19 protein-coding genes are annotated in these 19,183 nt (G+C 72.7%); 3 read left to right on the top strand and 16 right to left on the bottom strand.

The features are described 5' to 3' along the window. Positions 1-158: 158 nt before the first annotated feature. From BHU15_RS33630 to BHU15_RS33620, 3 genes are all read left to right on the top strand, one after another. Entirely contained in the window at positions 159-728 is a 570-nt protein-coding gene (locus tag BHU15_RS33630; RefSeq protein ID WP_069630586.1) for a DinB family protein, read from the top strand. Positions 729-829: 101 nt separating this feature from the next. Next, on the top strand, positions 830-1,465 hold the full coding sequence (locus tag BHU15_RS33625; RefSeq protein WP_069630585.1) for a TetR family transcriptional regulator: 636 nt from the start codon (positions 830-832) through the stop codon (positions 1,463-1,465). Then, a complete protein-coding gene (locus tag BHU15_RS33620) occupies positions 1,462-2,676 on the top strand; it encodes an MFS transporter (protein WP_069630584.1) in 1,215 nt (404 codons plus the stop codon). The genes BHU15_RS33625 and BHU15_RS33620 overlap by 4 nt, the downstream gene beginning before the upstream one ends. An 84-nt stretch (positions 2,677-2,760) precedes the next feature. Here BHU15_RS33620 and BHU15_RS33615 read toward each other — a convergent pair whose 3' ends face one another. The 16 genes from BHU15_RS33615 to BHU15_RS40540 all read right to left on the bottom strand — a co-directional run. After that, entirely contained in the window at positions 2,761-3,636 is an 876-nt protein-coding gene (locus tag BHU15_RS33615) for an MOSC domain-containing protein (RefSeq protein ID WP_069630583.1), read from the bottom strand. Then, on the bottom strand, positions 3,633-4,703 hold the full coding sequence (locus tag BHU15_RS33610) for a M16 family metallopeptidase (RefSeq protein ID WP_069630582.1): 1,071 nt from the start codon (positions 4,701-4,703) through the stop codon (positions 3,633-3,635). The genes BHU15_RS33615 and BHU15_RS33610 overlap by 4 nt, the downstream gene beginning before the upstream one ends. Continuing rightward, complete coding sequence (locus BHU15_RS40550; protein WP_069630581.1) at positions 4,700-5,884, bottom strand: M16 family metallopeptidase; 1,185 nt, start codon at positions 5,882-5,884, stop codon at positions 4,700-4,702. Before BHU15_RS40550 ends, BHU15_RS33610 begins: the two co-directional genes overlap by 4 nt. Further along, positions 5,872-6,654 carry a DUF5944 family protein gene (locus tag BHU15_RS40545; protein WP_069630580.1) on the bottom strand — a complete coding sequence of 261 codons (783 nt, stop codon included), beginning with the start codon at positions 6,652-6,654 and terminating at the stop codon, positions 5,872-5,874. The genes BHU15_RS40550 and BHU15_RS40545 overlap by 13 nt, the downstream gene beginning before the upstream one ends. An 18-nt stretch (positions 6,655-6,672) precedes the next feature. Then, positions 6,673-8,868 carry a TOMM precursor leader peptide-binding protein gene (locus tag BHU15_RS33595; protein WP_069630579.1) on the bottom strand — a complete coding sequence of 732 codons (2,196 nt, stop codon included), beginning with the start codon at positions 8,866-8,868 and terminating at the stop codon, positions 6,673-6,675. Beyond that, complete coding sequence (locus BHU15_RS33590) at positions 8,865-10,661, bottom strand: SagB/ThcOx family dehydrogenase (protein WP_069630578.1); 1,797 nt, start codon at positions 10,659-10,661, stop codon at positions 8,865-8,867. Before BHU15_RS33590 ends, BHU15_RS33595 begins: the two co-directional genes overlap by 4 nt. Before the next feature lie 3 nt (positions 10,662-10,664). Further along, positions 10,665-11,594: a hypothetical protein gene (locus tag BHU15_RS33585; protein ID WP_141726934.1), complete on the bottom strand. Its 930-nt coding sequence runs from the start codon at positions 11,592-11,594 to the stop codon at positions 10,665-10,667. Between the two features lie 58 nt (positions 11,595-11,652). Beyond that, complete coding sequence (locus tag BHU15_RS33580; protein ID WP_079128554.1) at positions 11,653-12,843, bottom strand: acyl-CoA dehydrogenase family protein; 1,191 nt, start codon at positions 12,841-12,843, stop codon at positions 11,653-11,655. Continuing rightward, positions 12,840-13,373 (bottom strand): type II toxin-antitoxin system RatA family toxin, encoded by a 534-nt coding sequence (locus BHU15_RS33575; protein WP_069630576.1) that lies wholly within the window; start codon positions 13,371-13,373, stop codon positions 12,840-12,842. Before BHU15_RS33575 ends, BHU15_RS33580 begins: the two co-directional genes overlap by 4 nt. Before the next feature lie 59 nt (positions 13,374-13,432). Then, on the bottom strand, positions 13,433-14,719 hold the full coding sequence (locus tag BHU15_RS33570) for an aspartate aminotransferase family protein (protein WP_069630575.1): 1,287 nt from the start codon (positions 14,717-14,719) through the stop codon (positions 13,433-13,435). Next, entirely contained in the window at positions 14,716-15,726 is a 1,011-nt protein-coding gene (locus BHU15_RS33565) for an SDR family oxidoreductase (protein ID WP_069630574.1), read from the bottom strand. The genes BHU15_RS33570 and BHU15_RS33565 overlap by 4 nt, the downstream gene beginning before the upstream one ends. Positions 15,727-15,737: 11 nt before the next feature. Next, on the bottom strand, positions 15,738-16,514 hold the full coding sequence (locus BHU15_RS33560; RefSeq protein ID WP_023543558.1) for an SDR family oxidoreductase: 777 nt from the start codon (positions 16,512-16,514) through the stop codon (positions 15,738-15,740). Then, positions 16,511-17,743 (bottom strand): beta-ketoacyl-[acyl-carrier-protein] synthase family protein, encoded by a 1,233-nt coding sequence (locus BHU15_RS33555; protein WP_069630573.1) that lies wholly within the window; start codon positions 17,741-17,743, stop codon positions 16,511-16,513. Before BHU15_RS33555 ends, BHU15_RS33560 begins: the two co-directional genes overlap by 4 nt. Then, on the bottom strand, positions 17,740-18,000 hold the full coding sequence (locus BHU15_RS33550; protein WP_023543556.1) for an acyl carrier protein: 261 nt from the start codon (positions 17,998-18,000) through the stop codon (positions 17,740-17,742). The genes BHU15_RS33555 and BHU15_RS33550 overlap by 4 nt, the downstream gene beginning before the upstream one ends. 24 nt (positions 18,001-18,024) lie before the next feature. Then, complete coding sequence (locus BHU15_RS33545; RefSeq protein WP_079128552.1) at positions 18,025-18,804, bottom strand: SDR family oxidoreductase; 780 nt, start codon at positions 18,802-18,804, stop codon at positions 18,025-18,027. After that, a partial coding sequence (locus tag BHU15_RS40540; protein WP_218028092.1) for a hypothetical protein occupies positions 18,794-19,183 on the bottom strand: 390 nt, incomplete at its 5' end. The genes BHU15_RS33545 and BHU15_RS40540, both read right to left, overlap by 11 nt.

The following is a 19,183-nucleotide window of genomic DNA, read 5'->3' as shown; positions in this document are numbered from 1 at the left end:
GGCGGGCGGGGTTACAGATCGGGGGGAGAGACGAGGCAGCGGCGGGACGGGTTGTAAAGGAATGGCAAAGTCACTGGAGGTGCCCGAGGAGGGGCGCTCACGGGGAGAAGGGGAACGCACGGCAAAGAACTGGCGGACCCCCGCCCCCACGGCGGAACATGGCACGCATGAGTGACAAACCCGCGCGCTGGACCCGGGCGACCGTCTACGCCGACATGTGGACCGACCCGGAAGACGACCCCCGCGACAACGACGGAGCCAGTCCCGACGGCGAGTTGGAGACGCTGCGGGACTTCCTGGCGAACTACCGCCTGACCCTGCTGATGAAGTGCGAGGGCCTGGACGCGGAACAACTGGCCCGCCGGTCGGTTCCGCCGTCGACGATGTCGCTGCTCGGCCTCGTCCGCCATCTCGCCGAGGTGGAGCGGGACTGGCACAACTGGATCAGGGACGGCGATCCCCTGCCGAAGCTGTACGGGGAGGGCGACGGGGACTTCGAGGGAGCCGTGGCCGAACAGGCCGTGGTGGACGCCGCGTACGCCGATCTGGCGCGCGAACAGGCCGCGATCGACGCCACGTTGGCCGAGCACGCGGATCTGGGTGAGCGGCTGGGGAAGGACGGGATCGCGGTTCGGGAGCTGCTCGTGCACCGGATCGACGAGTACGCGCGGCACTGCGGGCACGCCGATCTGTTGCGCGAGTGCGTCGACGGCAGGGTGGGGCAGTAGTGAGCGTCTGAGGCCGGCAAGCCCACTCCCCGGTCGAACATTCCGAACGTTTGACCGGGGAGTGGTTTGCTTTCATACGTGCATGCATGTATGAAAGAGGTATGCGCCGAACCGCCGAAGAAGCCGCCCAGACAAAAGCAGCCCTGCTGGAGGCTGCCCTGTTCCAGTTCGCCGAGCACGGAGTGGCGGCGACGAAACTGGCGGACGTCGCCCAGCGCGCGGGGCTGACACGCGGCGCCGTGTACCACCATTTCACCGACAAGACGGCTCTGTACGCCGCTGTCATCGCGAACTCCTGGGACTCCGTCACGGCACCGGTCTGGGCCGTGCTCGACTCCGACGGGCCGGTCGAGGACCGGCTGCGTGAATTCCTCGTCGCCTGGCTGCGCCGGCTGCGCGAGGACAGGCACTTCCGGGCGCTGCTCACCATCACGCTCAACGCCTCCTACGGTCCCGATCAGCCCGAGGGCATCTCCGACGGGCGGGCCTCCAAGTCGTACGGACTCGCCGACTGGCTCCAGCGGCTCGAAACCTTCCTGGCCGGGAAGCGAGGCGGGGGCGGGAGCGGGGACGGGGCCGGGCGACGCGGTACCCACGCCGACGACCCGTCCGGCGCGGCCGCCGGCATCCTCGCCTGGCTCTGCGGGACGGCGCTGCTCGCCGCCACCGATCCAGACCTTCTACCTCCGAGCGACGCCTCCGGCGTCGCTCTCCCGCTTCGAGGGGCACTTCCATGAAACAAGCAGTCACCCCCACCAAGCCCGGTGCGGCCGTCGCTGTCACGGCGATCGCGCTCGGTGTCGACATGTTCCTCTACGGCAGCATCGTGCCGCTGCTGCCCGACCTCCCCGCCGTGCACGGTTCGCCGTTCATCGCGGGTGCCCTCTTCGCCGTCTACGCCGTGGCACTCCTCGGCGCGACCCCCTTCATCGGCGTGTGGGTGGACCGCTCCGGGCCCCGCGCACCCATGCTGGCCGGCCTCGTGGGACTCGCCGCTGCGACCGTGCTGTTCGCCGCGTCCATCGATGTCGCCGGTGCGACCGGCCTGACGTTACTGCTGCTCGCACGGGCCGCCCAGGGCGTCGCCGCGGCGGCGTCCTGGACCTCGGGTCTCGCGCTCATCGCCGCCACCCATGAACCCGCGCGGCGCGGCAAGGTCATGGGGTTCGCGCTCTCGGCCGTCGGCGCGGGCATCCTGCTCGGTCCCGCCGTCAGCGGCGTCCTCACCGACGCGTTCGGCCCGCACGCGCCGTTCCTGGTCATCGCGGCACTCGCGGCGGCCGACGCCGTCGCCCGCGTCGTACTGATCAGGGGGACGACCACCGCCGACGTACGCACCCCGTACAGCGTCGTGATGCGCGGGCCCCGCCTCGGGCTGCTCATCGCGCTCACCGCCACCGGCGCCGCGGCGATCGCCTTCCCCGAACCGGTACTTCCGCTGCATCTGGACGGTCTCGGTATCGGTACCACCGGGATCGGACTGGCCTTCGCGGCCGCGGCGCTCGGCGGCAGCCTCGCCGCTCCGATCGCGGGGATGATCACCGACCGGGTGGGAGCGTCGCGGGTCGCGGGCATCGGCGCCGCGGTCACGGCAGCCGGCTTCCTGCTGTCGGGGCGCGACTCCACGTTCTGGTCGGTCACCGGCCTGGTCGTCGTCGGATTCGGCGCCCAGTTCGTGCTCGCCCCCACGCTGGTGCTGATCGGCGCGCTCGCCGAACACACCCGGCCCGCCGCCTACGGCGCCGCGTACGCCATCTACAACCTCGCGTACACCGGCGGCCTCGCGGTCGCCCCGCTGCTGGCGGGCTCCACGGCGAGCGCGCTGGGCGTTTCGAGGACCACGGTGGTGGCCGGCGTGCTGGCCGCCGTGGTCGCGGTGGTCATGTTCAGCCGCAGGCAGCGGGTGAGCGGTGAACCGGCCGCCGAAGCGCCACGGGTCGAGGCCTGAGGCACGCCAAGTCCCCGGCGAACGAAGGCCGTTGAGGCGCGGGGCACGGCGGGCGGCGGCATCGGTCGCGTGACGCCGCCCTGTTCACCCCTCCTCCGCGTCCTCGACCTCGGCCACGTCGGTGCACTCCACCCGGCCCGGTCGCTCCACCGACGCGTAGAGGCCGACCTGGTGGCCGAAGTCGCGGTGCACCGTACGGAGCAGGCCCCGAGCCGCGGGCAGGCCCTGCTGGGGCTGGGAGACCATGACGCAGCGCGGGCAGTCCGCCTCGACGCGCAGCACCGCCGAGCCGATCCGTACCCGGCGCCCCACCCAGTCCGGTGCGGCCGGGCCCTGAAGAAGGAGGTTGGGCCTGAAGCGGCGGGAGTCCACATCGGGCGGAGGCGGCTCGGCCCGTGCCAGCGCCTCCAGCTCGCCGGTGGTGACGAGGTGCACGGGGTACGCGTCGAAGTACGTGCCGGGCATCGTCTGGTACTCGGCCACCTCCGGCGGGAGCGCCGACAGGTCCGGCATCTCGGCCAGGTCCGCCACCCCGAAGAGATCCTTGAGATAGCGCTCGACGTCCTCGGGCCAGGCGCGTACGTAGTGCGCCCGGTCCTCCTGCGCGGACAGCAGGGGCCACAGGGTGACCTTCCTGCCGAGATGCGCGGACAGTACGTCGTGGACGGCGGGGTCGTCGGAGGCGACGGGCCCCGACTGCGCTCCGGGCAGGCGCAGTTCGACACCGGCGGACCGGCCGCCGGGCACGGTGGGCTCCGGCTGCCGGGCGTAGCGGACGTGGATGTCGAGCATCGCGGGTAGCTTGCGGGCGTCCGCGATGCACGCGCGTTCCTCGTCACGCAGCGCCCAGCAGCGGTCGCCCAGCAGCCCGTCCGCCGTGACCGCGCAGCCGTCCAGCAGCTCGCCCGCCATGCTCTTGACGGGGTAGCGCCAGATCTCTCGTATCGCGAACCTGTTCACAAGTCCCCTCCCGGTTGGTCCCCGCCGATATGGCGCCGTGCGACGTCCGCGACCTGTTCGGGTGTGACGCCGCCGACGTGACGGGCGTACTGGGTGATGCCGCCGGGGTCGGTCCCCGCGATCTCGTAGCCGCACAGCCGCTCCGTCACACTTCGGCCGTTCCGCAGGGAGCGGTGGTTGGCGATGATGAGGCGCTCCTTCGCGGAGTCGACGAGCGAGCGGGGAAACGACCCGCGCTCCAGCGCGCGCAGCACCTCCCCGGTCCGCTCGGCCACCTCGTCCCGCGCGCCGGGCGCGCAGGCGGCGAAGCAGGCGCCGTAGCCGCCGTCGGCGAACTCCCGGCTGAAGGCGGCGAGCGAGTACGTGAGGGCGTGCTCGCCGCGCAGCCGCCGGTCGAGCATCCCGTCGCGTCCGCCGAGCAGCGCCCAGGCGACATGCAGGGCGTACTTGTCGTCGGAGCCGAGACTGACGCCCGGTGTACCGAGCAGATGGCAGGCCGCGCCGCCTTCGGCCGGGAGCCGGACGCGGACCGTACGAGGTACGAGCGGCGCGGGTCCGGCGGGGCGCGCCGCGAGCAGTTCGCGCGCCGCCGCGGTCACGTCGGCCGGTCCGCAGCCGGTGACATGGGCGACGCGTTCGTCGTGGCCGACGCCGTAACGGTGCCGGTCGCCGAAGAGCGCGCGTCGTACGGCGTCGGACCAGCGGGCGGACGACGGTGTACGGGACAGGAAGGACCGCCGTACCGTGCCGAACTCCCATTCCTCCAGCGGGTGTTCCGCGACGGCGGCGAACCAGTCGGCGAGGCGGCGCAGTGCGTCGTGGTCGCCGGGCGCGGCTTCGGCCGTGATGCCCGCGTAGTCCGCCGTCACGACCGGTTCGGTCCTGACGGGCGTTCCGCCGCGCCGTGCCTCGGCGGCGACGGCGCACGCCCACGCCGCCGCGACGAGAGGTGCGGCGAGTACGCTCGCGCGGTCCGCCCCGGTCAGCGGCACGGCGAGGGTGGCGGCGGCGACGGCGTGTTCGCCGGGGACGCTGTTGGCGAGGACCGGTGCGCCGGGGGCCGTCATGTCGCCGGGCCTTCGGGCAGGGCGGCGGCGAACCCCTGTCGCCACCGCGCGATCACGTCGGCCACCTCCCCGACGCCCGTCGCCGTCGTCGGCCGGGAGGCCGGGATGCGGTCGGAGGCGTCGAAGGCGTCGGTGGCGTCGGTGGCGTCGGCGACGGACCGCTGGATGTCCTCGGCGGCGCGCAGTTCGGGGATGAGCGCCTCGGTACGCAGCAGGGCCGCCCCGTCCGGACCGAGCAGCAGTTCACGTACGGCCCGCAGCGCGGCTGCGACCGAACGGACCGCCGCCGTCTCGTCGGTGGCCGCCAGCATGACCCAGGTGCAGGTGTGGCTCCGCAGCCGGAGCCGCAGCACGTCGATGCCTCGGGCCGCGCGTACGGACCGCCGGGCCAGAGCGAACCCGGCGTCGGTGCCGCAGGGGGCGCCGGGCTCGGTGAACCCGACGGCGACGGCCCGTCTCCCGGCGCCCACCGCCTCCGACACCACCGCGTGCCCGCCCGGCGGCGGCGCGGCGGCGCGAGTCTCCGTACGGGGGTGGCCCGGCGCCCAGAGTCGTGCCCGCTCGGCGAGCGCGGCCAGTTCCTCGTCCACCCGGTCCGAGCCGATGACGAGCGTGGCGCGCGAAGGGTGGTACCAGCGGGAGTGGAGGCGGTGCACGGCCTCGTCGGTCAGCGCGTCGACCGTCCGGGGGTCGCCGAGGACCGGATGGGCGTAGGGGGTGTCCGGGCAGAGCGCGGCGAACATCGCCTCCTGCACCCGCCACCGCACATCGGCGGTGCGCTGCGCGCGCTCCCGCCGGATCGCGGCCAGCTCGTCGGCGAGATCCCGGGTGTCCGGCTTCAACTGCCGGAAGGCGGCGCCCAGGACGTCCCCGGCCGTCGCGATGTCGCCGGTCCGCACCAAGACGTCGTACGAGGTGTGCGGCCGGCCGGTGGCGGCCTCGACCAGCGCCCCGTCCGCGACCCGGCCGCCGCCCATCGAGCACCGTACGACCAGGTGTTCCAGGACGTGGGCCAGGCCGTGCTCGCCGGGCGCCTCGTCGGCGCTGCCGATGTCGATTCGCAGCCGCAGGGCGGCCAGTGGCGAGCCCGGCCGGCGCACTCCGACGAGGTGGAGTCCGTTGTCGAGCGTGAGGTGGCGGGGCCCGGTCGGGTCGCGGGGCCCGGTGGTCAGGACGGGCACCGGCCGGCCTTGGTGGAGACCAGGGTCACCACGGTCTGTGCCAGCAGCCGCTGCCGGTCGTCGACGGCGATGACGACCCAGTCGCCGGGGGCGAGTTCGTCGTTGTCGTCCAGCGGCATGTCCAGGTAGGTCGCGGGCCGCTCGGGCGTGCACACCAGATCCCGCTGGTGGACCACGCCGATCGTCTCCCAGGCGACCGACAGCCGCAGTGTCTCGGTGAGGTCCCGGCAGGCCAGCGAGAACCGTGCCACCCGGCGGCCGTCGGCGTCGCGCGTCACCTCGAAGTCGGCGGTGGCGAGGCGCTGCGGACAGACGTACTTCTGGGTGAACGGATACGGGACGTGCCGGCCCTCGCGGTCGAACACCACGGCGGAGCTCGCCAGCAGCAGGTTGTCGCTGTCGAACACGGACCCGTGGAAGTAGTCCCGCTCCTGGCCCTCCTCGAAGAGCACCAGCAGTTCGGTGGTGGCCGCTGTCCTCACCGGGGTGAGCAGATGGCGGCGTTCGCGGGACTCGTCGCGGTCGATGAAGAAGAACTTGTGCGTCACGGTGGCCGGGGCGGCGAGCTTCCGCGCCGTACTGGTGAAGCGCAGCCGCACCCCGCCGGGGACCGCCTCGCTCTCGACGGAGCACCGGACAGGCGCGACGTCGCTGGGCAGTTGGCGGCTGGTGACATGCCGGGCGAACGCCTCGGCGATGTCGGCGGTGTCCGCGAAATCGTCGTTGCGGACGACGGACAGGGAGGGGTACGCGAGGAATGAGGACGCCATCGGAGCTCCTTGCCACGTTCAGGGCAGCGGGTGCGGATACGGGTTGTCGGGCCGGGTGTCGCAGCCGAGGGCGGCCACGATGTCGTACAGCCGTCGGTTGCCGAGCATCCGGCAGCCGTGCACCCCGGACAGGTGCTGGAGGCCGGGAACCAGGACGCGTACGACGTGTGCGCCGCTGCGGCGGACGTCGGGGGTGGTCAGGTCCACGACGCACACCCGGTGGCCGGCGGCGGCCAGTTCGGCGGTGATCCGGCCGACGGGGTCGTCGGTGGCAGCCGGGGCGGGGCGTTCGGGGCGGCCGGGCGGCACCGGGGCCGAGGGGTGGACGAGATAGCCCGCCCGCTCGCGCAGTCGGGGGTACTTCGAGTAGAGGATGGCGTGCTTGTTGAAGTCGTCGACGTTGCCGAAGTCCTCGGCCGCCTCCCAGTCCTCGTGCTGTCTCAGCAGCCTTCGGACATAGGTGAGCCCTTGCGCGGCCTCCAGGAACGCCTTCTCCACCGCCTTGACCGGCGACCAGCGGCAGGCGCTGCCGAAGGACATGATCTGTTCGGCGCCGCTGTGGTGCTCCATGACGGCCACCACCGTCGACGGCGTCAGATCGAGTGAGAGGTCGTAGAACCGCACGCGCCAGGTCGTCGCGCGGTCGATGAGGTACGAGACACGTGACGAGGCGGCGACGACCTCGGGCGGGAGGGGGCGGGGCGGCAGTCGGTGCAGCCAGGAGATGGCCAGGGCGTCGCGCTCGATGACCTCGTACAGGCCGCTGAGGACCGCCGCCCGGTAGGAGGGGCCCGCGGCGAGGCCGGTGGAGATGGACTGCCCGATCGCGGCCTCGCCCCGGAGGCGCCGGTAGTGCATGTACACCTGGGACGCGGGGACTTGGACGGGCGCACCGCTCAGCAGGTCCGTGGCCTGTGTCCAGCGGACCGGGGTGCCGCCGTCGAAGGGTGTGAAGGGGAAGCCAGGCTCGGCGTGCTGCTCCGGGGAGAACAGGCCGAACTCGGCGGGCGGGACCGCCGATCGGCCGGCTGCTTCGAGTTCGTCCCAGGTGGCGAGGTGCAGGTCGGCGGGGCGGTAGAGCCCGGCGGCGTAGCGTTCGAGGGATTCGCCGATGGTGGCGGCGACGGCCTCGCCCTTGGAGAATCCGGCGCCGCCGTTGACGGTGACGCCCATCGTCCGTTTGATCAGCGAGAGGTCGGCGGAGGTGCTGCCGCTGAGGTACACGGGCGGGCCGCTCTCGGCGCGGCGCACGCTGGTGGCGTGCACGATGCCGACCCTGTCGTCCTCGGCGGCGCGCAGCGCGTCCGGGCCGCCGTCGCCGTTGGCCTTGCCTTCGCCGTTGACCTTGCCGTCGCCGTTGGCCTTGCCGTCGTCGTTCGGCTCGGTCGTGCTCGTGGCGCGGGTGCGGTGCAGATCGGCGCAGACCGCGCAGGTGGGTACGGGGAGGAGGGTGCGGCCCGTCTTGGCGGGGCTGCTCTCGTCGTTCCACAGCAGCTCGGCGGTGGCCTCGTCGGCCGCGTCGGTCAGCCAGGCCTCGGCTCTCCGGCCGACGGCTCCGGCCAGTTGCGCCGCCGCCCACGGGGGCACTTCGTGCTGGAACGGGGTCCCGGTCTCGGCCCCGGTCTCGGCGAGGAACGTCATGTACGCGCGCCAGGTCTGGCCGTGCACCGAGTTGGAGGCGACCCGGACGCGCAGGCACTCGTAACAGGCACCCTCCCCCTGCGGCGACCAGAGTGGTCCCACGAAGGTCACGCCGTCGCGCGCGGCTCCGTACACCAGGTGCGGCAGGCCCGCCCGTACGCACCGGGCGGCCGTCCGCGCGGCCCGTGGGTCGAACAGCGACGCCGTGGCGATGACGACCAGGTCGCACCGGCCCGGCCGCTCGTCCAACTCGTCCTCGCCGTCCAGCAGTTCGTGTGCGTCCAGACCCGAGGTGTGTTCTGCCACGGCGAAGAACTGCCGGGTCAGCGACTTCGGTCCGGCGACGGCCAGTCGGCGTACGCGCGGACCGTCCGGCTCGGTCGCGTCGGCGGTGGCGGCGGTGGCGGCGGGCGGTGCGATGCGCAGCTTGTCCAGGAGTTCCGGGGGCAGTTCGTCCGTGAGCCCGCTGAGCCCCTTGCCCTTGACCCGGTGGATCTCGTGCGCGGTCTCGACGAAGCCGTTCTCGTCGTCCAGTACGTGAACGCTCACACGTACGCGCTGTGCCTCCGTCATGCGGCCTCATCCCCTGTGCGTCGCGGGCCGAGCAGTGTCAGATAGAGCACCGCGTCCTCGACGCCGTCGACGCCGACGTAGGCGTTGAAGTAGTCGTCGACGAACGCGATCATCGGGTGTGCGACCAGACCGAGCGAGGTCGCCGTGGTCACCACGCTCTGCGCGAGGTGGCCGCAGTCGAGCAGTACGGTGCGGTAGCCGCGCTCGCGGTATTTCCACTGGTTGCGCCGGAACGCGCCGACGTAGACCACCATCGCCGCGGCCTCCCCCGCCCGTTCCCGGTAGCCGGTGTACTCGGCGACCTCCGCCAACGTCCGCTCGTCGTCGACCAGTTGCAGGAGTCGCTTGCCGGGGTGGAAGTAGTACAGGCCGGGCTCCACGCCGCTGACACGGTCCACGAGGACGAACAGGTCGCTGGAGTAGAGGCCGCCCGCCGACGGAGTGGCGCGCAGCGGCAGGCGCAGGTCCTGGCCGGCGACGGCGGCTCCGGTGGTCCCGTAGGACAGGGTCAGCAGATGCGCCAACTCGGCGCGGGTCAGCTCGCCGTCGCCCATCGCGGCCCAGGAGCGCCTGCGGCGTACGACCTGGTCGAGTGTGAGGAGTCGCGGCTGGCCCGACGGACGCATCGGGTACTGCCTGCGGGCGTGGCCGAAGTCCCGGTAGGCCTGGCCGAGGAGGCGGCGGGCCGGCGGGCTCATCTCGGCGATGTCGACCACGGGCAGCGTGCCGTAGGCCGTGCGCATCTTGGAGTTCTCGTGGTAGACGCGGCCGATGCGTACCTCGTCGCGCTCGTAGGTGAGCGACAGTTGGCGGGGCGCGCGCAGCCCGAGGGCCGCGACGTCACGGGGCCGCCAGTCGTCCTCGGTACCAGTCGTCGGCCGCCTCACAGGCTCGGAGTCGGCCGACGGCTCGGACGTGGCCGTCGGCTCCAGACGACAGGCCACCAGCGCGGCGCGGTCGGCCGGGCCGAGTACGCGCACGCTCGCGCGGTGGCCGTGCAGGCGCAGTCTGTCGCGGAGTTCACCGGTCTCGTCCCGCGGCGGCCGGGGGGCCAGTGTTTCGAAGTCGGTCTCGCCGACGGCCACCACGTCGTGGAAGTCGCCGTACGGGAGGGGCGCCCGGTCGGTGTCGTCGCGCCGGGGCAGTGTGGTGACGACGAATTCACGCAGGACCGCCTGAACGGCCCGCTCCACGCCCCGCCGCTCCCACAGGTCGCAGACGACCGCGCACAACGGCCGTTCCAGGCGGTCGAGTCGCAGGACCGCTCCGACGGCGGGCACTCCGGCCGTCTCGCCCAGCAGGTAGCAGTCGATCCGGCCGTCCACGCCGCGCAGGGCGACGCCCGAGGGTCCCTCGGCCTGGTCGCGGCCGGTGATCAGGGTGCCCTTCTCGATGCCCGACTCCGCCCGGCGGCACGCCAGTTCCTGGTAGATCGCGCGCGCCACGGCCTCGTCGTGGCTGTCGCCCACGCCCACGGCGGACGGGCTGCCGTCGCGGGCATCAGCCCTGGCGTCACCGTCGGAGTCAGGGAGCGAGTCACGGAGAGAGCCATGGTCGGAGCGGAGGATCCTCAACACCGCCGCCCGCTCGACCAGTTGGCGCAGCGCGCCGCGCCGGTCGGCCGCCACGGCGACGTCGAGCAGCGGAATGTCGGCGGCCCGCAGATCAAGCCTCTCCCCGGCGTCGGCGGCCGATACCAGCACCTCGGCGTGCGCCCGTACGTACAGGGGCAGGGGGAGCGTACGGGCCGCGAAGCCCTGCTCCGTCACGCAGCGCAGCATGTCCTCGTCCACCGCTCAGACCTCCGCCCATTCCTGGCGTGCGGGGGCGTGTGGTGCGCACACCGCGCAGTACGGGTCCCGCCAGGCGCGCACCGACGTCTGCTCGCAGCGCGCCGCGTCGATCGTCGTGATCCGGCCCCAGGGGTGCTCGGCGCCCATCGGAACGAAACCGCGCATCGTCATATGGGCGAGTACGCCGCCCGCCCAGCCGAGGAAGCCGGGTTGCAGGGTGAGCCAGCTGCCGGTCGCGGGCAGGTCGTCGGCCACGGGGCGGGGCGGTCCGTAACAGCGCGGGCAGGCGGACTCGCCGGGCATCGTCCAGGGCCCCAGGCGCAGTTGGCCGGGGGTGACCAGGACGGGCAGCCACGAGCGGCCCTCGCCGCACAGCCGGCGGTTGATGGCGTCCAGCCCGGCCTCGTCCCCCAGGGACACCGCGACGGTGAGCGCCGCGTCCGTGTCCGTCTCCGTACGGGGGTGGGCACCCGCGCCGTCGACCGTCAACCCCTGGTCCCTCAGCGGGCCCGCGAACACCGTGGTGAGCCGGTCGGGGCCGGTCAGGGTGACGCGCTTGGCCTTCACCGAACCGAAGACCTTGTCGGCCTCGGCGGTCCGGCGCGCGATGAAGGAGTAGAGCCGCAGATCCGCCACCGTCTCGATGCTCTGACGGGGAAAGAGCAACACCCCCATCGACGCGAGCTGTTTGACGTACGGCGCCAGCAACTCGATTTCGGCCGCCGTTACTTGTTCCCGGACGGGCACGGTTCGGAAGAGCTTCGGCAGGATATCGGTGACGATTTCGCTCAGCGCCTTCTCCTGCTCGTCCGTAATTCTGAGAACGAACTTGCGCGCGCCGGTGAGGAGTTCGAAGCGTCCTTCTCCCAGGGCCCTCAATTCGACATCGGCGGCGCCGACGGCAACCATTTCCGCTGGCTCAGAAGTATTCACGTCTTCGAATCTAGCGCCGGGCCGCCCGTGATCCGATACGTCTTTCCGTAGTACGGAACTACGGTTTTCCGTCTCCCGGTCGCTCCACCGGGTCCATGCCGACCGATTCACCGCGCAAATGGGCCACCAGCGCGTCGGTCGCCGCCGTACGCGACGGTGGATGGAAGGCCAGACAGCGTACGGCCGCACAGAGATACGCGACGTCGGGCGAGGTGATGAAGGCCCCGCCGCCCAGCGCGTCGGCCGCGGTCGCCGCGACGTCCAGGACGGCGTCCTGCGCCGCGAAGCGGACCGTCAGCGCCGGACCGAGCAGCGTGGCGGGCTCCGCGTCGGCGTCCGACCGTGCCGCGACACCCTCCAGGGCGTAGGTCGCCGCCTCCAGCCCCACGGCCAGGTCGGCCAGCCGCCGGGTGTCCGTACGCGGTGCGCGGACCGCCCGCTCCACGAGAGCCGCCGCCATACCGACGTACGAGGCGGCGATCAGCAGTTCGAACCAGACCATGGAGCGGCGCAGCGCGTCGGTCGTCGTACCGACGGGACCCACGTCCGAGACCAGCCGCCCGGGCACGAAGACGTCGTCCAGGACCAGTTCGTCGCTCTGGGCACCGGCGAGGATGTCGCTGCGCCAGAACGGCCGGCAGGACAGACCCGGTGAGCCGGCCGGGATCACGGCGACCGCGCATCGCTCGCCGTCGGGGGTTCCGACGCGCAGTGTGGCGAACAGCAGGTCCATCGACCTGCTCAGGCTGCACGGCTTCTTGGACCCGCTGACCAGGACGCCGCCCGCGACCGGCCGGGCCGACATGGCGGGGTTGAGGATGCCGGAGCCCGGCCGGGCCTCGGCGGCGCCGGATGCCACCAGCATCGAGTGGCGGGCGACGGCCTCGGCGATCAGCCACTCCATACCGCCTTCCTGGCTGTCCCAGCCGGTCAGGCTCGCGACGGAGAAGTGGTGCATCGTGGAGGCAACCGCCAGGGAGGGCGCGCGGCTGCCGATCGCGCGCTGGATGCGTACCCCGTCGCGCAGGCCCACCCCGAGGCCGGAGTACTCCTCGGGGACGAACAGCGCGGGCGCGCCGGAGCCGCGGAAGAGGTCCACGGCAGGGGAGCCCGGCCGTTCGAGCGTGCCGAGGTCCACGGCGGCGAGCTGTCCGTCGAGGCCCGGCAGATGGTGTTCGAGCAGTGCGCGGTCCGGTGCCAGGAACGCGGCCGTCAGGGATGCGGCGGCACGTTCCCCGGCCCGGCTCACGACGGCCTCCGCCGTACGCCCCCGGCCGGGGCGCCGACGGCCGAGGGCTCGTGCGTCTCCTGCGGCTGACGCGTGTCCTCCGGCTCGTCCTCGATCATCACGATCTCTCCCACGAGGGCGCGCAGGATGACGGTGATGTACTCCCCGAGGGTCTGGGCGGCGATCGGCTCGATGACGTCGGCGAGCGTCGGGATTCCCATGTCGAAGTCGCACGCGAAATCGATTCGGCAGTCGGGCCCTTCGTCGCGCATCCACCAATGGCCCACGAGATGGTCCAGGTCGCCGGTGACCAGAGAGAAATCCACCCGGTGGTTCTCGGCGTCGTAGTGGTCCTCCTCCGTCCATTTCAGGATGCCCCGGCGGAATGTCACTTCCCATGAGCATCCGGTGCGTCCCGAGCCCAGATCCTCGATGTCCACGCTGCGGACGGCATCAGTGAGTTCGGGATAGCGGGCGAAGTCACTGATGACCGGATAGATTTCGGCGGCCGTCCGGCCGGGCGCCCTGGCCGACACCCTGACGTATCGCATGTGTTCCTCCTGAGCTGAGGCTGAGTTGGGGCTGAGCCGAGCGGTCAGATTTCAGGCGTTCAGATGCCGGACGGTGGATAGCGCTTTCCCAGAGCGTCGGCGGATTCCCCGACCGCCCGCCCGAGCCATTCGAGTTCCGGCTCGCCGAAGAACGCCGACGGGGTGAGGCGGACGGTCGACAGGGCGTTGGCGGTGGGGCAGACGACGACGGAGCGCTCCTGGAGTCCGAGCACGAACTCGCCCGCGAGGGACGGCTGGTGGAACTCGACGCCGAAGAGGGCCCCGCGCCCCCTGACCTCGCGTACGAGATGCCGGCAGCCCGCGAGGCGCTCTTCGAGGAGTTGGCGGAGCCTGACCTCCAACTCCCTCGTGCGGCGCGGCACCTCCTCGCGCAGTACCGCCTCGACCGTGTGCCGCAGAGCCACGGACGCGAGCGGGCTGCCGCCGTACGTCGAGGTGTGCAGGACGGGGTCCCGGTTGAGGGGGGCGAACACCTCGGGCGTGGCGACGACCGCGCCGACCGGCACCACTCCCCCGCCGAGCGCCTTGCCGCTGAGCAGCATGTCGGGGGTGACACCCTCCTCCTCGACGGCCCACAGCGGTCCGGTACGGCCGAGGCCCGTCTGGATCTCGTCAACGACCAGCAGGGCGCCCGCACTTCGGCAGGCGTCGGCCACCCGCCGCAGATAGCCGGGAGGCGGAATCCGTACGCCGCCCTCGCCCTGGACGGGTTCGACGATCACGCACGTGGCGGCCGTGAGCCTGGCGGCGAGGGCGTCGGAGTCTCCGTACGGGACGAAGTCCACCGGCCCCGGCAGCGGTTCGCACGGGGTCCGGAACACCTCGCGGCCGGTGACGCTCAGCGCGCCCATGGTCTTGCCGTGGAAGCCGCCGTCGGTCGACACGACGTGGCGCCGTCCGTTCATCCGGGCGAGCTTGAGCGCCGTTTCGACCGCCTCGGCGCCGGAGTTGGTGAGGTAGACGTATTCGAGGCCGTCGGGGCAGGCGTCGGCGAGTGTCCGGGCCGCCTGCGCCAGCTCCTCATGGAAGATCATCGGGCCGGTGATCGACATCGTACGGAGCTGGCGGCACACGGCGTCGACGACCGGCGGGTAGCCGTGGCCCAGCAGGAAGACGCTGAACCCGCCGCAGTTGAGGAGCTGTTCGCCCTCGGCGGTGTAGAGGTGGTCGCCCTCCGCCCGTACGACGACGGGGGCGCCGGTCAGTTCGGCCAGCCGGGCGAGGCCGGAGTTCACATGGCGGCGGTAGAGGCCGATGACGTCGTCGCGGGCGGTGTGCCGCGCGGTGTCGGCACGGACGGTGTACGGCTCGGCGTCGGCGCTCACGCGGGCGTCCCGGTCGCGGCGAGCCTGGCCCGTGTCCCGAAGAACTCCAGCGAGGTGTCCAGACAGGCCCCGAGGTCGGGCGGGGCGCCGAGTCCGGGCAGATCGTCCGGCAGGCGCGGCAGTGTCCGGTCGGTCGCCAGCGGTCCGAGGATGTCGGTGAACAGCTCAAGACGCTTGCGCAGGTCGGCGCCGATGCTGTCGCCGAACGCCGGGATGATCAGCCGGTGGACCATCTCGGAGTCCACCAGCCGCGGGCGGGGCACGGTGCGTCCCTGTCGTCGCGCGTAGCCGAGGCAGCGCTCGACGAACTCCTCGATGGTCAGGGCGCGTTCGCCCGCGGTGATCCAGTGCTCGCCGAGCGCGCCGGAGTCGACGAGGGCCCGTACGCTGCTGGCGACATGGTCACGGGGCAGGAAGTCGACGTAACTGCCCGCGGCCACCGGCACGACCGGGGCGCCGCCGGTGATCAGGGACTTCATCGCGGCGTACACGCCCTGGAAGCGGGGGGTGGAGCCGGTCGCGCTGTCGCCGATCACCAGCGACATCCGCAGGATGCTCCACGGCACGCCGGCGGCCCTGACGGTGTCCTCGGCGGCCCGCTTCGACTCCCGGTAGGGGCGGGCGCGCCCGTCTTCGTGGCTGCCGTCGCGGCGGCGCACATAGATGGTGCTGATCAGGTGGAAGGGGACGCCCGCGTCCTCGGCGAGCCGCAGCGCGTGCGCGGTGCCGGTGGCGTTGACGTCGTGGATGTCGGCCGCCGCGCGGGTGAAGGAGGTGAGGGCGGCGCTGTGCAGGACGCCGCCGATCCGGCCCGCCAGCGCGGCGTACGCCGGGGCGTCGAGGCCGAGGCGGGGTCGGGTCACGTCGCCGGCGATCAGCTCGGCGGCGCCGTCCGGCCGGTTCCCCGCCGGGCGTACGAGCCCGATGACGCGGCCGGGTCCGAAGCACTCGACGAGGCTCTGCCCGACGACGCCGCCGGCTCCGGTCACGAGAAGGGGATGGGCCATGGGACACGTCCTCACATCAGGATCGAGTAGCCGCCGTCGATCACGATCGTCTGGCCGGTGATCATCTCGGCCTCGTCGGAGAGCAGGAACGCGGCGAGCGCGCCCACGTCCTGCGGGTTCGTCAGCCGTCCTGCGGGCGTTCTGGGCAGTGCCGCGTCGAAGAGCTTCTTGTGCCATTCGAAGCCGCGGGCGGCGGCGGTGTCGACGAGCCCCGGCGTGACCGCGTTGACCCGGCAGCGCGGCGCGAGTTCGACGGCCAGATAGCGGACGAGGGACTCCTGCGCCGCCTTGGACGCCGCGAGGAGTCCGTACGCGTGGGGCAGCACCCGGGAGGCGCCGATGCTGGAGACGGCGAGGACCGACCGCAGCTCGGGCCCGGCCTGCACCAGTCGCAGCATCGAGCGGGCGTGGGTCTCCACGGCCCAGTCCCAGTGACTGCGCCGGGTGTCCACGAGTGAAAGGGGCACTCCCGTACCGGCGTTGGAGACCAGCAGTGTCGGCGGGCCGAGTTCGCCGGTGACCCACTCCATCACCTTGGCCGGTACGTCGTCGCGCGGGTCGCCGAAGAAGGCCCTGCGGGCGCAGGAGCGTACGCCGAGCCCCGTCAGCTCCTCGACCATGCGCTCCGCCGCGTCCCGGTCGCGCAGATACGTCACGGCCACGTCGGCACCGCGGGCCGCCAGCCGGCGGGCGATGCCGCCGCCGATGCCCTTGCCGCCGCCGGTGACCAGGGCGGTACGGCCCGCGAACGGGCGGGGATCGGCGTCCCGCCCGTTCGCGGGGGTCACACCTTCGCCAGGGCCAGCGAACAATTGACACCTCCCAGGGCGAAGGAGTTGCTCAGCGCGAGGTCCACATCGGCTTCCCGGGCGTGGTCGGCGACGATGTCGATGTCGATGTCCGGGTCGGTTCTCTCGCGGTGGAGCGTCGGTGGCAGCACTCCCCGGTGCAGTGCGAGCGCGGTCGCCGCCGCCTCGGTGGCCGCCGTGGCGCCCATCAGATGGCCGTGCCCCGACTTGGTGGAGGAGACCGGCGGCAGGTCGCCGCCGAACAGCTGCCGCAGGGCGCTCACTTCGGCGGCGTCGCCGGCCCTCGTACCGGCGGCGTGCGCGTTGACGTATCCCACATCGCCGGGAGGGCGTCCGGCCCTGGCGAGGGCGAGGGTCATGGCGGCGAGCGCGCCACGCCCGTCCGGCCGGGGCCGGGAGAGGTTGTAGGCGTCCGCGGTGTGGCCGTGTCCGGCGAGTTCGGCGTAGATCCGGGCGCCGCGGGCGCGGGCCCGCCCCAGCTCCTCCAGGACCAGTACGGTCGCCCCCTCGCTCATCACGATGCCGTCGCGTCCGGCGTCGAAGGGGCGGCAGGCCCGTGAGGGGTCGCCGTCGCGGGTGGACAGGACGCGGGCGGTGGCGAAGATGGCGAGCGCGTTCGCGTTGAGCGGGGCGTCGCAGCCGCCCGCGAGGACGACGTCGGCGCTGCCCTCACGGATCAGGTCGGCGCCACGGGAGAGGGCGTGGCCGGAGGCGGCGCAGCCGGTGGCGGGGCATTCGACGGCGCCCATGAACCCGTACTCCATGGACACCATCGCGGCGGCGACCGTCGGCATCATCGCCATGCTGGTGGTGGGCGCCGTGGCCCGCCAGCCCCGCTCGCGCAGGACCAGGCCCTCGGCGGCGATGCGTTCCATGCCGGCGTAGGCGGTGGCGATCACGACTCCCGCCCGCAGGGGGTCGAGGCCGCTCTCCACCGGTCCGGCGTCCCGCACGGCCAGCCGGGCGGCGGCGACGCCGAAGTGCGCGAACCGCTCCAGGCGGCCCAGTTTGCGGCGGTCGAGATGGTCCTCGGCGCGGAAGCCGTTCACCTCTCCCGCGGCCCGTACGGGGAAGCCGTCGAGGGTGAACCGGGTCAGCGGGCCGATGCCGGAGCGGCCCTCCCACAGGGATTCCTCGAAGGCCTTCACCCCGGTGCCGATCGGGGTGACGGGCCCGATGCCGGTGATCGCGACCCTGCGGGGGGTCATGTCCGCTCCAGCAGTTCGGTGAAGTGGTCGATGATGCCCCCGATGACGAGGAGGTTCTCCAAGTCCTTGTCGGACACGGTGAGTTGGTGGCGTTCCTCCATGATGGCGACGGCGCTCATGAGGTCCACGGAGTCGAGCCCGAGGTCGCCGAAGACATGGGCCTGCGGTGTGATGAGTTCGGCGGGCACCTCGAAGCGTTCGGTGAGGAGTGCGCGCAGCTCGCTCTCGACCTTGTCCCTGGTGGTGTCGGTGTTCATGGTTCTTCCCTCCGTTGTGGCCGCTCAGTAGAGCCCGCCGTCCACATTGATCAGCTGTCCGGTGACGGCTGGTGAGTCGACGCAGAACCGGACCGCTCCGGCCACGTCCTCGGGGGTCACGTAGCGACCGGTCGCCGACAGTCCGAGGAAGCGTTCACGGGCGGGGGCGCCGAGTCCGGCCGTGAGCGGGGACTCCACCAGGCCCGGGGCCACCACGTTGGCGGTGATGCCGTACCGCCCGTTCTCGCGGGCCACCGACCGGGTGAGGCCGAGGAGTCCGGCCTTGGCCGCCGCGTAGCTGGCCTGTCCCGGCAGGCCGAGCGCGCCGCTGACCGAGCCGACGCAGACGATCCGTCCGAAGCGCTGCGCGATCATCGAGGGCAGCGCGTGGCGGACGCAGTGGAACATGCCGGTCAGGTTGGTCCGCAGTACGTCGTCCCAGTCCTCGTCGCGCATCCGCACCACGGGCCGGTCGCGGAGCGCGCCCGCGGCGCCGACCAGAACGGAGACGAGCCCGGCGGCCTCGGTCACCTCGCGGAAGCAGGCGCGTACGGACTCCGGGTCGGCGACGTCCACGCGTACGGGCAGCGCGCCGGGGAGTTCGGCCGCCAGCGCGCGTCCCGCCGCCTCGTCGCGGCGGAAGCCGACGGCGACCCGGGTGCCCCGGGCCGCCAGGGCCCTGGCGACGGCGGATCCGATGGCTCCCGTCGCCCCGGTCACCAGCGCGACCCTGGGAGCGCGGCGGGCCGTGGGGTCGTCGGGTACGGCGGCTGCCCGGCCGTTCACCGTGCGGTCATCGGGCATCGTCCACCGCCTGACGGACCGGGTTCGGACGCGGCCCGCTCCGGCCGGCCTGGAACGGCCGCGGCGTCTTGGCCTCGGCGTCGCTGGACACCAGGCGCAGTCGCGGGGACGGCACTTCGGCGGCCAGGGTCTCCCCTACGAGCCCGAGCAGCCGCGCGGGGGAGCCGGGGCCCAGTTCGACGAAGGACCGGTGGCCGTCGTGGGCGGCGGCGGTTACGGCCGCGTGGAAGTCGACCGGCCGGGTCATGCCCTGGACGAGGAGTTCCCTGATGCGGTCCGGGTCGGCGGTGGCCTCCCCGGTGAGGCAGGAGTACAGCTTCGCGGCGGGGACCCGGATGTCGGCGTCGCTGAGCGCGGCCCGCAGTTCGGCTGCGGCGGG

The sequence above is a fragment of the Streptomyces niveus genome (genome assembly GCF_001723055.1).
GTDB classification, from domain to species: Bacteria; Actinomycetota; Actinomycetes; order Streptomycetales; family Streptomycetaceae; genus Streptomyces; species Streptomyces niveus.
The sequence above is the reverse complement of the archived record's forward strand: the minus strand, read 5'-3'. Positions and strand labels throughout refer to the sequence as shown.

What these genes read in the sequence shown, in the direction of transcription:
- BHU15_RS33630 (WP_069630586.1), top strand. Translation starts at nt 159, where the DNA reads ATGGCACGCATGAGTGACAAACCCGCGCGCTGGACCCGGGCGACCGTC.
- BHU15_RS33625 (WP_069630585.1), top strand. Translation starts at nt 830, where the DNA reads ATGCGCCGAACCGCCGAAGAAGCCGCCCAGACAAAAGCAGCCCTGCTG.
- BHU15_RS33620 (WP_069630584.1), top strand. Translation starts at nt 1,462, where the DNA reads ATGAAACAAGCAGTCACCCCCACCAAGCCCGGTGCGGCCGTCGCTGTC.
- BHU15_RS33610 (WP_069630582.1), bottom strand. Translation starts at nt 4,703, where the DNA reads ATGACGGCCCCCGGCGCACCGGTCCTCGCCAACAGCGTCCCCGGCGAA.
- BHU15_RS40545 (WP_069630580.1), bottom strand. Translation starts at nt 6,654, where the DNA reads ATGGCGTCCTCATTCCTCGCGTACCCCTCCCTGTCCGTCGTCCGCAAC.
- BHU15_RS33595 (WP_069630579.1), bottom strand. Translation starts at nt 8,868, where the DNA reads ATGACGGAGGCACAGCGCGTACGTGTGAGCGTTCACGTACTGGACGAC.
- BHU15_RS33575 (WP_069630576.1), bottom strand. Translation starts at nt 13,373, where the DNA reads ATGCGATACGTCAGGGTGTCGGCCAGGGCGCCCGGCCGGACGGCCGCC.
- BHU15_RS33565 (WP_069630574.1), bottom strand. Translation starts at nt 15,726, where the DNA reads ATGGCCCATCCCCTTCTCGTGACCGGAGCCGGCGGCGTCGTCGGGCAG.
- BHU15_RS33555 (WP_069630573.1), bottom strand. Translation starts at nt 17,743, where the DNA reads ATGACCCCCCGCAGGGTCGCGATCACCGGCATCGGGCCCGTCACCCCG.
- BHU15_RS33550 (WP_023543556.1), bottom strand. Translation starts at nt 18,000, where the DNA reads ATGAACACCGACACCACCAGGGACAAGGTCGAGAGCGAGCTGCGCGCA.
- BHU15_RS33545 (WP_079128552.1), bottom strand. Translation starts at nt 18,804, where the DNA reads ATGCCCGATGACCGCACGGTGAACGGCCGGGCAGCCGCCGTACCCGAC.